Below are 14,306 nucleotides of genomic sequence, written 5' to 3'. Positions count from 1 at the left end.
GCGTATTCCGCTCCGTGTGCTTCCAGCAACCGCAGGGCCCTCGCACGGACCTCTGGATCGATTTTCTTGGGCATGTGCTCATCCTTCCTGACTCAGAAGGAAGCGGCATCAAACCTAGGGTGATTCATAACCTGGATGCCGAATTCGTATTCGAGGGGCGCGCCTGCTTTGATTCCGTCGGCCATGTCGCGTCGGTGAAAGTCAGGATCGACACCGGCGGCGATCTGCGCTTCCTCCCATACCAGCGAGTGCACGCCGGCGACCGGCTTCCAGTGAAACTTGACCAACTTCGTCTCGCCTTGGGCGTTGACCAGGCGGAAGGTGTGGACGCCGAAGCCTTCCATAGTCCGAAACGACCGGGGGATACCTCGGTCGCTCATGTTCCACATGACATGGTGAGTCGCCTCGGTATGGAGCGATACAAAGTCCCAGAACGAGTCGTGGGCGGATTGTCCCTGCGGAAGTTCGATGTCGGGTTGCGGTTTCCCCGCGTGAATGATGTCCGGGAACTTGATGCCGTCCTGGATGAAGAAGACTGGCATGTTGTTGCCGACGAGATCGAAAGTGCCTTCGTCGGTGTAGAACTTGACGGCGAAACCGCGGGTGTCGCGGACGGTGTCTGCAGATCCGCGAGAACCGAGAACGGTCGAGAAGCGAACGAAGACTGGGGTTTTGCGGCCTTTATCGGCGAGGAATCCCGCTTTGGTGACGGTTTTCGCTGAGCCATAGGATTCGAAGGTTCCGTGGGCAGCGGCACCCCGTGCGTGTACGACGCGCTCGGGAATACGTTCGTGATCGAAGTGGGTGATCTTTTCGCGCAGGTGAAAGTCTTCGAGCAGGGTGGGTCCGCGGTCGCCGGCTTTGAGCGAGTGATGGGTGTCAGGAAGCCGCAGCCCTTGCGCGGTGGTGAGGAAGTTGCCCTCTTGGCCACGATGATCAGGAGCGCCGGACGGTCCGATGTCGGCCGGTGCGGATTGGTCGGAGCGGGGTTCGGGTGCCATGGTTTCACTGCTTTCTGGGTCTTGAAAACGCGTGGGAGCAACGATGCCGTGATCGCTGTGGATTCCGATCGCACGGGGATCGCCTGCGGGCTACTTCTCAACCACTGGGCGCGTCATACCCGTTCTGTGGTTTATTACTCCCGATCTCGATCGCGGCGGCCAGGAGGCCTGTTGACGCGGTGGTCGACCTTTGCGGCGGGCACGTTGTTTGGTCCGCGCGTGAGCGGGCACCTTCTGTCCAACCGCAACACGGAAGAGAGTGAACTCATGCGCGCAGTTACATGGCAAGGCAACATGCGCGCAGTTACATGGCAAGGCAAGCGGAAGGTCAGTGTGGACACGGTCCCTGATCCGGTGATTCAGGAACCTACCGACGCGATAATCAAAGTCACGACCACCAACATCTGCGGGTCCGATCTGCACCTGTACGAGGTTCTCGGTGCGTTCATGGACGAGGGTGACATCCTCGGACACGAACCCATGGGAATCGTCGAAGAAGTGGGATCGAGCACCGGTGATCTGAAAGTCGGCGACCGCGTCGTCGTACCCTTCCAGATATCGTGCGGTCACTGCTACATGTGCGATGCCGCGCTCTACACACAGTGCGAGACCACCCAGGTTCGTGACCAGGGCATGGGAGCCGCACTGTTCGGATATTCCAAGCTCTACGGTCAGGTGCCAGGCGGTCAAGCCGAGTACCTCCGAATCCCGCAGGCTCAGTTCACGCATATCAAAGTTCCTGAGGGACCGTCGGATTCGCGGTTCGTGTACCTATCCGATGTGCTGCCCACTGCCTGGCAGGCTGTGGAGTACGCATCGATTCCCGAGGGCGGATCGGTGACTGTGCTCGGATTGGGGCCGATCGGTGATATGGCTGCCCGCATTGCCCAGCACAGGGGCGCACGCGTCATCGCTGTCGACCGTGTCCCCGAGCGCCTGGCTCGGGCGTCGGCCCGGGGGATCGAGACAGTCGACCTCGACGAACACGGCGGAGAGGTTGGCGACGTCATTCGTGATCTCACCGATGGTCGCGGCACAGATGCCGTGATCGACGCGGTAGGGATGGAAGCGCATGGTTCTCCGGTGGCCAAAGCAGCGCAGCAATTCGCCGGATTGCTGCCCGACGCCATTGCCGCCCCCCTCATGCAGAAGGCCGGTGTCGACCGGATGGGAGCGTTCTACTCTGCAATCGACATCGTGCGGCGCGGTGGGACGATCTCTCTGAGTGGTGTGTACGGGGGGATGGCAGACCCTCTACCCATGCTCACGATGTTCGACAAGCAGATTCAGCTGAGGATGGGGCAGGCCAACGTCAAGAAGTGGGTTCCGGACATTTTGCCGCTGCTCACCGATGCCGATCCGCTGGGTGTGGACAGCTTCGCCACGCACACTCTGCCTTTGAGCGAAGCGCCTCACGCTTATGAGATCTTCCAGAAGAAGCAGGACGGGGCCGTGAAAATCCTGCTGAAGCCCTGATCGGCAGCATTCGAATGCCATGATGTCCGGATCCCTCGATAGGCCTCGATTGCCGATCGCGTCCCAAGCGGTTTCGAACCGTGCAGGATTGGGAAGTTACAGGCGACCGCCAGAAAGCGAGGGTTCTATGACCACTACGGAAAACCGTGGAAGATCGATATCCGTATCTGCGGGCGTATATGAGCCACAGGATGATTCGTGGTTTCTGGCCGAGTGCGCCGTTGAATCCGGTGTGTTGCAGGGTGCGTCGGTCTTGGACATGTGTACTGGCAGCGGCGTTTTAGCGATCGAAGCTGCCCGCGCAGATGCAGGTCGGGTAGTGGCTATCGATCTCTCGAGTCGAGCAGTTGCGTGTGCGCTGCGCAATGCGGCGGCGCATGAGGTAGTGATCGATGCACGATCCGGCTCGTTCGAGGAGGCACTCCTAGCTGGCCCGTTCGATGTCGTGCTCTGCAATCCGCCGTATGTTCCCTCCGAATCGGTGCCCTCCGGCGATGGACTGCACCGCGCGTGGGATGCGGGTGTTCACGGTCGGTCGGTGTTGAATCCGTTGTGCGATCACGCCGATGACCTAGTCGCTGCTGGTGGGTCGATGTTCGTGGTTCAATCCGAGTTCGCCGAACCGGAGAAAACTGTTCGATCCTTGTGCGCTCGCGGTTTTTCTGCCGACATTCATGCCAGCCGCTCGATCGACTTCGGGCCGGTCATGCGCGAACGCGCGGAGTGGCTCGAGCGTTCCGGCCGCGTCCGCCCTGACTGCCGCACCGAGACTCTGGTGGTCATTCGTGCCGACAAACTGTGAAACAACTCGCATCAGGCTGATCAATGGCGGCCCGATGTTGATCGACGGTCCCGTCGACATCGTTCTCGACGACGGGACTCGAGTAGAATCCGATCGGTTCGTCGTAGCAGTGTGCATGTGCAAGCGCAGTAAGAGCTATCCATTCTGCGACACCAGTCACCGACGAAAATTACGCGAAAGCTAGAGAAGCAACGATCGACCTGATTTCCACGACTCGACCAGCGCGGATCCAAGCACGTCCTCGACGAAATCGAGTGCTCGCATACCGAAGACGACGTCAGGCTCCAGATGCGGTTCGTCGCGTAAGAGGTTGGCGACAACGTCGTGACGGAGTATCTGTTCGTGTACCGCATCTGCCTCTACGTGCTCGCGGTAGAACGCAGCGCATATGTCCGGCGCCCCCAATCGAGTCAAACCATCGACGAACCGCTTCGACCCCGGTGACGACGTGATCTCGGTTGCCGCAAAATGCCCGACTGTTGCGCCCCGCAGACTCCGATGAAGACCGAACTGTGACATCAGATTGACCCAGGCCAGCGTCTCCGCCGGAACGCGGTCCAGGTAGCCGAGATAAGTTGAGTCCAGCTCGGCTGCCTGCATGAGGTCAGCCCACAACCGTTGGTGCAGGCGCTCACCACGGCCGCCCCCGTATTCGTCGAATTCGACTGCAACGAACGAGGCTTTGGCTTGACCTTGCAGGCGTGGGATCGCCCACGCGTGTGGGTCGGCTTCCTTGAGGTGGTAGAGCGAGCGGTGAGCGAAATACTCACGCATCTGCTCCCATGTTCCTTGATCTCGCAGGTACCAAGACGGGCCGGTCCCCGACACGGGTTCGAGTGACAACGCGTCCATTTCGGCGAATGCATCGGTGCCGGCCTCGATGTTGTCGCGAAGGTAGGCCAAAAAAACGCGCTCGAGCAGCCGCCGAAACCGAAGTACATCCGGGTCCCATTCGGCGTCGTCGTCGATGCCCTCGAAACCGCGATAGTGCAGCTCGTAACAGACTGTGAGCGCGAGCTGAAGATCGCGAGACAACGGTTCCGCCTCGACATGGGTGGGAAGGGAAGAGCCGGATCCGCCCGCAAGGTAACGGACAACAGCCTCAGAAAGGGTCCCGCACGACCGGGGCAGCGGAGGTGCCGAAACGGATATCGATGAGCTCATATCACTGGTCTACCCAGCGAGGAGAGAATCAATCGGTAGTGGGACCAGTCCGGATGCTTTTCCAGCATGGACGGATCGATGAACGTCGTCGTAGCCCAGATATCGGCCCAGACCAGTTCGGGTCCGACGACCGTCGCCGATCCCGAGCGCTCGGCGGCGGCTCCGGTTCGAGGATCGACGATGTGCGCACCGCGGGCTGCGGTACCCGAGGTAGCCAGGGCACCATCGGTGATCGAGACGACCTGTGCGATGCCCGCCCGGTGCTCAGGGCTTTCGATCCCGATTCGCCACGGACGTGCCAGCTCTCGGGAATCGACGCCGAGACCGCAGACTATGTCGCCGCCGGCATTGATCGAGAACGTGATTCCCTCGATATCTCGCAGTACATCTGCGGCGTCGCCGACTGCCCACCCCTTCACGAGTCCGGTTGGATCCCATCCTCGTGAACCGTCCGGTGCGATCAGGTCGGTGATGAACAGGCCGCCGGTCGCAGCGGCGGCTTTGTCGCACAAGTGCTGGACGTCGCTCATCCACGGGTGTGCTTCGCCGATCGCGAGATCGCCACGACGCCAGCGCATCAGCTCACTGTCGGCGCGCCACGTGCTGAATACCGCGTCGACCCGTCGCAGATGATCGAAAACTTGAGCCACCGCCGCCGCGACGTCGCCCCGATCGCGCTGGGCTGCGCGGACATGCACCGAGATCGGCATACCCATTATCTGTTCCACCCAGGCCTGGGTGGAGACTGTGTCGTTGCTCATGCGAGGTGAGCTTGGTCGATCGCGGACTGCAGCGACTTGACGTAGCCCTCGGAGGTGTAGGTCGCGCCGGACACCATGTCGATGTCCGCCGTTCCCGCCGCTACCGTCTCCTGCTCGAGCACGGGTACTGCCCTGGCATTGATCTGCTGGTCGCGTCCGTTGCTGGTGGGGTACTCGATGGCCGCGGCATCGGTGATCGCGCCGTCGGTCACCGTGATCTGCACCTGCACGGGACCGAACCGAGTGCTCACCGACGTGCCGGTCACGGTTTGTGTTGTCGTCGACGGCGCCGTCGTGGTGGAAGCCGTCGTCGTGTCCGTTGACGGGGGTGATCCAGCGGCGGTGACTGTCGACGGTGCGGTCGTCGAAGGCGCAGGCACGGAGGGTATTTCAGAAAAGAGCGCGATAGTCGGGGTGGGTCCGCTGGTCGAAGTGTGGTAGCTGAACAACAGCACCACCGCGGACATTGTGGTCAGAAGCCACGTCGTGATTCGGCGCATGATCGTCTTTCAGAGTTCGAAGGATTCGGTGTGAATTCGTTCGTCGGGAGTTCCGGCGCCCTTGACAGCTCGCCGTACGGCCCGGGCCCATGGGCCCGGCCCGCAGATGAAGACGTCTCGTTCGGCAACGTCGGGGCACATGTAGAGCAGTGCGCCCGTGTCGTCCCAGCTCTGGGCATGCTGCGGCAACCAACTGTTGCGGTCTCGGATGCGGTGGCCTTCGACTATTCGATACTCGGCGCCACGTTCGTGTGCAAGATTGTCGATTTCACGCCGCAGTACGGCGTCTTCGACAGTTCGTACACGGTGAATCACCATCACATCGCCAGGGCGTTGGGGAAGTGACTCGAGTAAGGCGCGCATCGGGGTGATGCCGATACCTGCGCCGATCAACAGCGACTTGGCGCACGTTCGGGTGCCGGGATGCATGCGGCCGTAGGGTCCCTCGACGAGAACGCGAGTTCCCGGCTTCAGAGTCGTGAGGGCCGCTGTGCCGTCTCCGACGATGGCCGCGGTGAATCTCAGTTTCGTGTCGCTGGGAGCTGCGGACAACGAGTACGGATGGGCTTCGGTCCAGCCGGCGCCGTTCAGGAATCGCCACTGAAAGAACTGTCCGCCCTGGGCTCGGAGATGTTCGACGCCAGGTCCGGCGACGGTAACGGTGAGGACATCGCCAGGTTCGCGGTGAACGTCGAGAACGCGGATGTTCGCGCGCAGCGACCGCCACAGGGGAAGCGCGATCCGCCACAGAACGACCGATCCTGCACATACGACGTAGAGGGTCCACCAGAAGACGGTCGCAGCAGTCGATTTCAAGAAGTCCTCGCCGGACCACAGCTGGTGGGGAAGCGCGAGCCCGGTGCCCAGATACGCATAGAGGTGAATCAGATGCCACGACTCGTAGCGCAGGCGTCGGCGCGCAGCCCGGGCCGAGGTGACCACCACGAGTATCAGCGCAAGAGTTCCAGCCAGGGCTAGCAGCACACCGGGATAGTTCGCGGTGAGATCGACGATCGTGGCCCAAATCTGGCTCGGATCGGCAGCGGCATACCCGAGGGTGATCAGTCCGATGTGCGCGAGCATGAGTGTGAAGGACGTGAAGCCGACCACCCGATGCAGGCGTGTCAATTCATCCTGGCCCCAGGTTCGTTCAATCCAGGGCACCCGGGCCATCAAAAACACTTGCAACAGGAGAAGTGCAGAGGCGATGAGTCCGCTGAGCCGGCCGGCAGAGGTCAGCGCGTCACTGGGGCCTGCGAACAGGTCTCGGATCCCGCCGTCCCCGATCCATGAAGCGGTCACGAACAGCAGAACGGCCCAGCCGGCAACTACGGAGGTATCCCGCCACCATCGGGGCACCACGCGGATGCCTGTGCTCGACTCTGATCGAGAACGCAACGAGGGTTCTGGTGGCATCAGATCGGTCATAGCTCTGAATAGTGGTGGACGCGGCTGCGCGGACACTGTGAACAGACTGCATGCTTGCTGTGAGTCGTCCGGCTGTCGAGTGCAGCATTGCTGCGCAGGTACCCGGCGACCAGATTTATACCCCGGCGACTCCCAGCAACTGCCCGATTGCGTACGTCACGATCATTGCCACTGCCCCGCCGATCACGATGCGGGCCATCGCGCGGGCGGGGTTGGAACCGCCAAGACGTGCGCTGATCTGGCCGGTCAAGGCGAGGGCAAGGAGGACTGCGACAAACGTGGTGGGGATTCGAGCTGCCGCGGGTGGTGCGAGTATTGCGATCAGGGGCAGAGCAGCGCCGATGGTAAACGACAAGGCCGACGACAGGGCAGCCTGTATCGGGCTTGTCAGATCGTCCGGATCGAGGCGTAACTCGGCGTCGACGTGCGCAGCGAACGCATCGTGTTCGGTGAGTTCGCTTGCGACGGTGAGCGCGGTCGCGCTGCTGAGTCCTTTGCTCTCGTAGATTGCGGCCAATTCCGCTAGTTCGGCCTCCGGATAGTCACGCAACTCGGCCTCTTCCTTGGCCAGAAGTGACCTTTCACTGTCTCGCTGTGTGCTCACCGACACGTATTCGCCGAGAGCCATCGACACTGCGCCTGCCACGAGTCCTGCAACGCCCGCGGTCAGGATCGAGCCCCGCTCGGAGGTGACGGCTGCGACGCCGACGACAAGTCCTGCGGTGGAGACGATTCCGTCGTTGGCGCCCAGCACACCCGCGCGCAGCCAATTCAGTCGGGACGCGATGCTGCCACCGTGTGGCTCACCATCGTGGATCGCGGTTGCGTCGAGAACCTCATCTTGCGAGTCGTTCATGCTGACAACGTTAGGTTCCGATAAGGGGGTTCCGCCAGCAATGCGAGGCTGTCCAACCCCGAGTTCGTGCTGCACCGGTCGTAGTATCAATTAGGTAGACGAACCTGTAGACGAACAAATGGGCTTACCTGAAGGAGTGCGCTGTGCGACGAGCGGCAGGCGAACTCGAAAGCGCGATCGTGTCCGTTCTGAGCGGGCACGACGGGCTCTCCGTGGCCGAGGTCCGTTCGGCATTGGACGAGACGCTGGCTCACACGACCGTGATGACGGCGCTGGTACGTCTCTCTCGTAAAGGGTTGCTGACAAGGGAGCGGCAGGGCAGGTCGTTCGTTTATTCGCTGGCTGCGCCCGCCGAGTCGCTTCCTGCACTGAAAGCAGCGCTCCGCATGCACACCGAACTCGACAGCAAGGTTGCCAGGGCCGAGGTGTTGGCGAACTTCGTCGCCGCACTCGGGTCCGAGGACGAGGCCACGCTGCGCGAATTGCTGTCTTCGTCACGTTCGGAGAAACCGTCTTGACGGGCTTTCTCCTCGTTGCCCTCACGCCGTGGATTCTCTGTATCGCGTTATGGCCTGCCCGGCCGATCCTGAGTCGCAGCCTGACCCCCGCGGCAACGGTGTTCGTCGTTCCGGTGTTGGCGTTGGTAACCGCGTTTGCTGTTGCGTCATCAGCAGCCGCGGTGGGTGCTGTACTCGTCTCTCAGCCCGTGCCCTGGCTACGGGTACTAGGAGCCTTCGTTCTTGCGGTGCTCGTGTGGCGGCTGTGCCGTGTGGTGTTGCACGGCGCCAGGGTGTTCTCGAGTGCCCGAGCAGCGGCCGCGTTCACTCGAATGCGATCGTCGGTGAGCGATGTCGTTGTCATCGACGACGATGTGCCCGACGCCTTCGCCTCGCCGTCCGCAGGCGGCGTCGTGATGGTGACGTCGGCCTTGATCGAGGCGCTCGACGAGCAACAGGTCGCGGCTGTCGTGGCACACGAGAGGGCACACCTCCGGTTCCGTCATCATTTCTGGATTCAATCCGCCGAGGTCTCCGCCGAGATGAACCCGCTGCTACGGTCTCTCGCAGTAATTGTCCGGAGAGCCGCGGAGCGGCAGGCCGACGAATTCGCTGCCCTGGGTGATCGCCAGGTCGTGCTAGAGGCCATCGCCCGAGTTGCATTGCTGCACAGTGCGCATCGAAGAATGTCCGCGACGGACCTACCCGGAGGTTCGGGAGGTGACATCGTGGAACGGGTTCGAGCGCTGGCAGGTCCCGTTCCGCCGCCCCAGAAGCGTTCGGTGGTGCTCGTTATCGCGTTGTTCGTCGTAGCGCTGAGCGTGGTTTCGGTTGGATTGTTCGATGTGGTGCAAGACGTCGTGAGCCCCGAGTGGGGGGAACCTCCGACGTCCGTCTTCCGCTAGCCGCTATTCATCCGGTGCTTGCTGGGTGTATTCGGTGTCGCCCCATACTGCTTCGGCCCCCGACTCGCCGATGCGGTACACCCCGATGGTGGAGCCCACGCCGATGACCACTGCCGCGATCGCCACGACGACGGTTGTTATCGTGCGCCGGCCGGTCGATCGAGATTCAGTAATGTGCAGCGCCGTCAGAGCAACTGCAACGAGTAGAAGTCCGGCAGCGAAATAGATCATCCAGTCGCCCAGTTCGGTGTGGGTTCTCAGCGCCTCCGTCGAGGGGATGTGCCTTTCCAGCCATTCGCCTGCATCGGTGGTGATCGGTGTGAGAATCATGGTGGACACAGCGAGCGCCAACACGAGCCAGACGAGGCGTTGCCGAGCGGGACGCCATACGGCGCAGACAATTTCGAGCAACGCAGTCAGCGGTGCCAGCACGACAATTGCATGGACCAGCAGTATATGGACGGGAAGTCCATCGAATGTCGACATCAACGCTCCTGGTTGTTCGGCGAGATCGCCCATCGGGCAGATGGGTCGGTACACAGCTCCGATACGACGCCGAGAAAACTGTCGGTGAACGCCGCGACAGTGGAGTCTTCGAACACATCGTGGGAGTACACGACGTCGATGTTCAGCGCTGAGATCCCTGCTGACGAGGGTTCGGCAGCAACATGAACGGCAGCGACATGAACGGCAGCGACATGAACATGGATGTCGCACCGAGCGACGTCCACCGGCCGCGGCACAATTGCGGCGATCAGATCGGCTGTGTCGAGGTGCATCGGAACGAATGTGTCGTAGGACAGCGCAACCTGGAAGAACGGATGTGCCCAACTGGGGCGTGCAGGCTCGAGGACGCCGACAAGTTCCTCGAACTGCACGCCGGAATGGTCCAGCGCGCGAACCTCGGTGTCGTGGCACAGACGAACGACATCCGTCATGTACTCCGCGCCGGAGATGTCGGTCCTCATCGCCAGGGTGTTGACGAACATGCCGACGAGGTCGTCGAGCATCGGATCCGTCCGGCCGGCAGTCGGGGTCCCGATGACGATGTCGGTGCTGGAGGTGAGCCGGGCAAGAGTGATGACCAAGGCAGCGCGGACAGCAGTGAACAATCCCGCTCCGACGCGTGCCCCTACATCGGTCAACTTCTGCACTGCATAGTCCTCGATGTATGCCTGCCTACGCCCGGCACGAAGACTCGCGACGGAGGGTCGCTCCCGATCGAAGGGAAGCGGCAACTCGCTCGGACAACCTGCGAGTTCGCGGCGCCAGTATTCGACGTCGGAATCGTATGTGGCTGCGTTTGCCCACACTGCATAGTCGGCGTAGTGAAGCGGGAGCTCTGTCCACGCGGGCGCGGCTCCGTCGACGCGCGCGAGGTAGGCCCCCAGTATGTCGCGGGCCAGCACACCGAGTGACCACCCGTCGGCCGCGATGTGGTGGATCGTGCAACCGACGATGTGTGTCGTGGCGCCGCGGGTGTATCCGATACGAATCGGAAGATCGGAAGAAACGTCGAAGCCTCTGTGCAGCATGGCAAGAAGCGAATCCATGTCGGCGTATTCGACGACCGGGATGTCGGCCACATCCATCGGTCGTACGATCTGCCGCGGCCCCCATTGCGAATCCGCGTAGACAGTACGGAGCGTCCGGTGACGCTCGATGACGTCGCGAAGTGCGAGTTCGAGTGCACCCACGTTCACCGGGGCGCTCACCTCGATGGTGAACGGCAGGTTGTAGAGCGCAACGTCGGTAGTTCTGTCCAAGTGTGCCTGTGGCGGTGCGAGGGGTATCACCGCAACGCCGTCGGAGCTACCGGGCACCGGCCGTGTGATCGCGGCGTCCGCGTATTCGAGCGTCGCCGCGAGAGAACGAATGGTCGGATGCGCTACGAGGTCGCGGACTGCAACCGATACGTGCAAACAAGCGTTGATCTGTCCTACGACTCTCGTAGCAGCAAGCGAATTGCCGCCGAGATCGAAGAAGGAAATGTTCGCGTCGATCGAATCCAGGGCGAGGACTGCGGTGAAGATCTCGGCAAGCGCGACTTCCGTCTGCCCGCGAGGCGCGGCGTGCACGGACGACATTTCGAATGCCGTTGTCGGTGAGGGCAATGCCCGCATGTCCACCTTTCCGTTCGGAGTCAGCGGTACGCAATCGAGCACAGTCACTGTCGCCGGGACCATGTACGCCGGCAGCAGTGCGGCAACGAAGGTGCGCACCGCAACGGGATCTATCGACGTATGCGGAGCCGCGACCACGTACGATACGAGCACCGAATGACCCTCGCGTGGTTCGACAATGGTTGTGATCGACTGTTGCACCGGCCCGAAGGTGCACAGTGCGGCATCGACTTCTGCCGGTTCGATTCGGATACCGCGCAGTTTCACCTGCGCATCACCGCGGCCGACGTAGTCGAGAGTGCCGTCTACGCGCCGCCTAACGACATCTCCGGTCCGGTACATGCGGTGGCCAGGTCGGCCGAACGGCGCAGCGACGAATCGAGAGGCGGTCTCTTTCGGTCGTCCCACATATCCACGGGCCACCGCAGCGGCCGAAATGTAGAGCTCGCCCAGTGTTCCAACAGGTCGAGGCCGCAGACTGCGGTCCAACACCATCGTGTCGACACCGCGCATCGGCGTGCCGATGGTGACCGATTCTCCGGGTGTCAGCGCGCCGGTCATCGTCACGCTGCAGGTGGTTTCGGTGGGACCGTAGGCATTGAACAGGGCCACGTGTTCACTCACCGCGTCTGCCAGTTGCTGTGGGCACGGTTCGCCACCGCTGATGACGACCGCGAGATCGGCGAGTGAAGCCGGCGCGAGAGTGGCGAGTACCGATGGAGTCGCAAACAAGTGAGTCACACCTTCGTGCGCCATCGTAGAAGTCAGTTCTCGCCCACCGGCGATCTCGGTTGGCGGCACCACCAGGGTGCATCCTGCGGTTGCGGCGGCGAGCATTTCTACCAGGGACGTATCGAAACTCGTTGATGCACAGTGCAGTATTCGCGACTCCGTACTCAGTCGATATACGTCGTCCATGTGGGCGACGAGTGGGCCGAGCCCGGCATGAGTGACCGACACGCCTTTGGGGGCACCGGTGGTACCCGAGGTGTAGATGACGTACGCGGAATCGTTCGGGGCGATTTGGGCAGTCAGCGCATCCCCGTGCCGGCGATTGCCGGCGTCGTCGACTCTCAGGGTGGTGACTGCACCCGCACTCGTGTGCGTCGAGTCGATGCACAGCGCCAACTTCGCCGCGGAATCCGCGAGGATGTACTCGATTCGCGCGGGAGGGAAGTTCGAGTCTATCGGGAGGTAGGTAGCGCCCGATCGTGCGACCGCCCAGAATGCGACCACCGAATCGATGGACCGCGGGACCATCACAGCGACGGTATCGCCGGTCCGGATTCCGTGGGCAGCGAGTGCGCCGGCGAGGGAATTCGATTCTCTGTCGAGTTCGCTGTACGAGATCTCGCTGCCGTTGTATCGCACTGCGGGACAATGTGCACGATCGCTGCAACGTCGAACGAGCAGACCGGGCAGCGTCGAAGTTTCGGTCGCAGGACGCCCGGACTGCACGGGAGGGCTGGCGCGGTCGGGGAGCTCGAGCTCGAGCTCGGCAATATTTGTATCGTGGTCGTCCGGACGCAGGAACTGATGAAGAAAATGTACGAACCGCTGGGCGAGCAGATCGAGATCGTCGGGGGAGTACAGGGCTGGATTGGCTTCGAACTCCCAGCCCCACTGCTCATCCGAGCGCCCCTGGTGGATGTCGAGCGCTATGTCGGCTACCGGACCTGTCGTGAGGATGTGCAGGGTGCCGTCGACGGGCCCCAGTGGTACGCGGTCGTCGAACAGCATGAGGTTGACGACGGGTCCGCGATCGTGGACGTCGTCGGATCCGTATGCGGACTGAAAGAGTTGGTGCCGGAGGGCTCCTGTAACGGCGACTTCGGTGAGTTTGACTGCGCCGTCGACGGTGGTTGTTCCGATTCCCGGTAGTGGAAGCGGTACCACGGTGGAATGTGTGCCACCGGATTGCCGTAGACGGGCGGTGGGTCTTCCTGCCAAGGGAAGCGCCAGGGTCGTGTCGGGTGTGTCTGTCATTCGGGCGTGGAAAGCGGCAAAAGCTGCGACCATCACCGTCGATGTTTTGGTTCCACGCTCGATCCATCGATCCGACTCGGGCACAGCGGAGTTCGGGATGGTCCCGCTGACGCGATGACAGTGTGCAGCGGGCGGCGCGGAGCGTCCGGCTAGGGACGTCTGCGATTCGACCTCGTTCATGATGTTCGCCCAGTAGTGCTTGTCTCGCTCGTAACGCGTCGACGCCGTGTATTTGGCGTCTGCCGTCAGAGTGTCGACGGGACTCATCGGATCGACCGGATCTGGTGTCGTTCCGGTGGTTGCGGCGAGAAATAGCTCGGCGGTTCGCCGGAGCACCATCATCGATCCGTAACCGTCGAGGACGATGTGATGGGCTCTGGTGTACCAGAAGCACCGGTGGTCGGTAATGCGCAGGATTGCTGCGGTGACCAAGCACGGCGAATCGAGCGCGCAAGGCGTCAGGCAATCATCACCCATCCACCGGTGAGCTTCGGCTTCCGGGTCGGCTTCGGACCTGAGGTCGACGACCGATACGGACAGTCGCCCCGCGGCCCGCCGCTGCTCCGGGGCGCCGTCGTTGTCGACGAACCGCACGGTGGTCGACCCGAACTCGCGATGAGCTCGGTCCGCACAGTGTGCGAGAACCTGCAGGTCCACTTCTCCGACCAGATCGACGTAGTGGGCAATTGTGAACGGTACGGCGGGGGAGAGATTCTGGGCATACCAGATATCGCGCTGGGCGGACGTCGTCGTAATGGCAGCAAAACTCGACATGTGGCACCGACCTTCCCCGACGGCTGCATCATT

Annotated in this window: 13 protein-coding genes and 1 pseudogene; 6 read left to right on the top strand and 8 right to left on the bottom strand. The window is 62.1% G+C overall.

Translation table 11 applies throughout. The annotated features are described in order from the left end of the window. Positions 1-125 precede the first annotated feature (125 nt). Positions 126-1,001 (bottom strand): annotated as a pseudogene (locus QMK17_RS06250) (catalase); the annotation flags it as partial. A 294-nt stretch (positions 1,002-1,295) separates the two neighbouring features. Between QMK17_RS06250 and QMK17_RS06245 the strand changes: the two are divergent. Genes QMK17_RS06245 through QMK17_RS06235 form a run of 3 tightly spaced genes read left to right on the top strand, consistent with a single transcriptional unit; the run spans position 1,296 to position 3,463 of the window. Then, positions 1,296-2,477 carry a zinc-dependent alcohol dehydrogenase gene (locus QMK17_RS06245; protein WP_283507581.1) on the top strand — a complete coding sequence of 394 codons (1,182 nt, stop codon included), beginning with the start codon at positions 1,296-1,298 and terminating at the stop codon, positions 2,475-2,477. A 19-nt stretch (positions 2,478-2,496) separates the two neighbouring features. Then, a complete protein-coding gene (locus tag QMK17_RS06240; protein WP_336620132.1) occupies positions 2,497-3,279 on the top strand; it encodes a HemK2/MTQ2 family protein methyltransferase in 783 nt (260 codons plus the stop codon). 34 nt (positions 3,280-3,313) lie between these two features. Then, positions 3,314-3,463 (top strand): CDGSH iron-sulfur domain-containing protein, encoded by a 150-nt coding sequence (locus QMK17_RS06235; RefSeq protein ID WP_283507556.1) that lies wholly within the window; start codon positions 3,314-3,316, stop codon positions 3,461-3,463. Here QMK17_RS06235 and QMK17_RS06230 read toward each other — a convergent pair. The 3 genes from QMK17_RS06230 to QMK17_RS06220 are packed head-to-tail and all read right to left on the bottom strand — an operon-like array spanning position 3,460 to position 5,455. Further along, positions 3,460-4,443, bottom strand: a complete 984-nt coding sequence (locus QMK17_RS06230; protein ID WP_283507555.1) for an iron-containing redox enzyme family protein — start codon at positions 4,441-4,443, stop codon at positions 3,460-3,462. The two genes, QMK17_RS06235 and QMK17_RS06230, sit on opposite strands and share 4 nt — an antisense overlap. Then, a complete protein-coding gene (locus QMK17_RS06225; protein ID WP_283507554.1) occupies positions 4,440-5,204 on the bottom strand; it encodes an FAD:protein FMN transferase in 765 nt (254 codons plus the stop codon). The genes QMK17_RS06230 and QMK17_RS06225 overlap by 4 nt, the downstream gene beginning before the upstream one ends. After that, a complete protein-coding gene (locus tag QMK17_RS06220; RefSeq protein ID WP_283507553.1) occupies positions 5,201-5,455 on the bottom strand; it encodes an FMN-binding protein in 255 nt (84 codons plus the stop codon). The genes QMK17_RS06225 and QMK17_RS06220 overlap by 4 nt, the downstream gene beginning before the upstream one ends. On the opposite strand from QMK17_RS06220, the gene QMK17_RS06215 reads away from it, so the two are divergent. Beyond that, positions 5,448-5,645 carry a hypothetical protein gene (locus tag QMK17_RS06215; protein ID WP_283507552.1) on the top strand — a complete coding sequence of 66 codons (198 nt, stop codon included), beginning with the start codon at positions 5,448-5,450 and terminating at the stop codon, positions 5,643-5,645. The two genes, QMK17_RS06220 and QMK17_RS06215, sit on opposite strands and share 8 nt — an antisense overlap. A 68-nt stretch (positions 5,646-5,713) precedes the next feature. Here QMK17_RS06215 and QMK17_RS06210 read toward each other — a convergent pair whose 3' ends face one another. Together QMK17_RS06210 and QMK17_RS06205 are read right to left on the bottom strand one after the other, a co-directional pair. Further along, positions 5,714-7,132 (bottom strand): ferredoxin reductase family protein, encoded by a 1,419-nt coding sequence (locus tag QMK17_RS06210; protein WP_283507551.1) that lies wholly within the window; start codon positions 7,130-7,132, stop codon positions 5,714-5,716. Positions 7,133-7,247: 115 nt separating this feature from the next. Further along, complete coding sequence (locus QMK17_RS06205; RefSeq protein WP_283507550.1) at positions 7,248-7,988, bottom strand: VIT1/CCC1 transporter family protein; 741 nt, start codon at positions 7,986-7,988, stop codon at positions 7,248-7,250. Between the two features lie 143 nt (positions 7,989-8,131). Here QMK17_RS06205 and QMK17_RS06200 point away from each other — a divergent pair, with 143 nt between their 5' ends. Together QMK17_RS06200 and QMK17_RS06195 are read left to right on the top strand one after the other, a co-directional pair. Next, a complete protein-coding gene (locus QMK17_RS06200; RefSeq protein WP_283507549.1) occupies positions 8,132-8,506 on the top strand; it encodes a BlaI/MecI/CopY family transcriptional regulator in 375 nt (124 codons plus the stop codon). Next, complete coding sequence (locus QMK17_RS06195; RefSeq protein ID WP_283507548.1) at positions 8,503-9,390, top strand: M56 family metallopeptidase; 888 nt, start codon at positions 8,503-8,505, stop codon at positions 9,388-9,390. The genes QMK17_RS06200 and QMK17_RS06195 overlap by 4 nt, the downstream gene beginning before the upstream one ends. A 3-nt stretch (positions 9,391-9,393) precedes the next feature. On the opposite strand, the gene QMK17_RS06190 is transcribed toward QMK17_RS06195, so the two are convergent. Together QMK17_RS06190 and QMK17_RS06185 are read right to left on the bottom strand one after the other, a co-directional pair. Next, a complete protein-coding gene (locus tag QMK17_RS06190) occupies positions 9,394-9,876 on the bottom strand; it encodes a DUF2231 domain-containing protein (RefSeq protein ID WP_283507547.1) in 483 nt (160 codons plus the stop codon). Next, positions 9,876-14,273 (bottom strand): amino acid adenylation domain-containing protein, encoded by a 4,398-nt coding sequence (locus QMK17_RS06185; protein ID WP_283507546.1) that lies wholly within the window; start codon positions 14,271-14,273, stop codon positions 9,876-9,878. The genes QMK17_RS06190 and QMK17_RS06185 overlap by 1 nt, the downstream gene beginning before the upstream one ends. Positions 14,274-14,306: the final 33 nt, after the last annotated feature.

Source organism: Rhodococcus sp. G-MC3 (assembly GCF_030063335.1).
In the GTDB taxonomy this organism is placed as follows: domain Bacteria; phylum Actinomycetota; class Actinomycetes; order Mycobacteriales; family Mycobacteriaceae; genus Rhodococcoides.
This window is presented reverse-complemented; position numbering and strand designations above follow the sequence as displayed.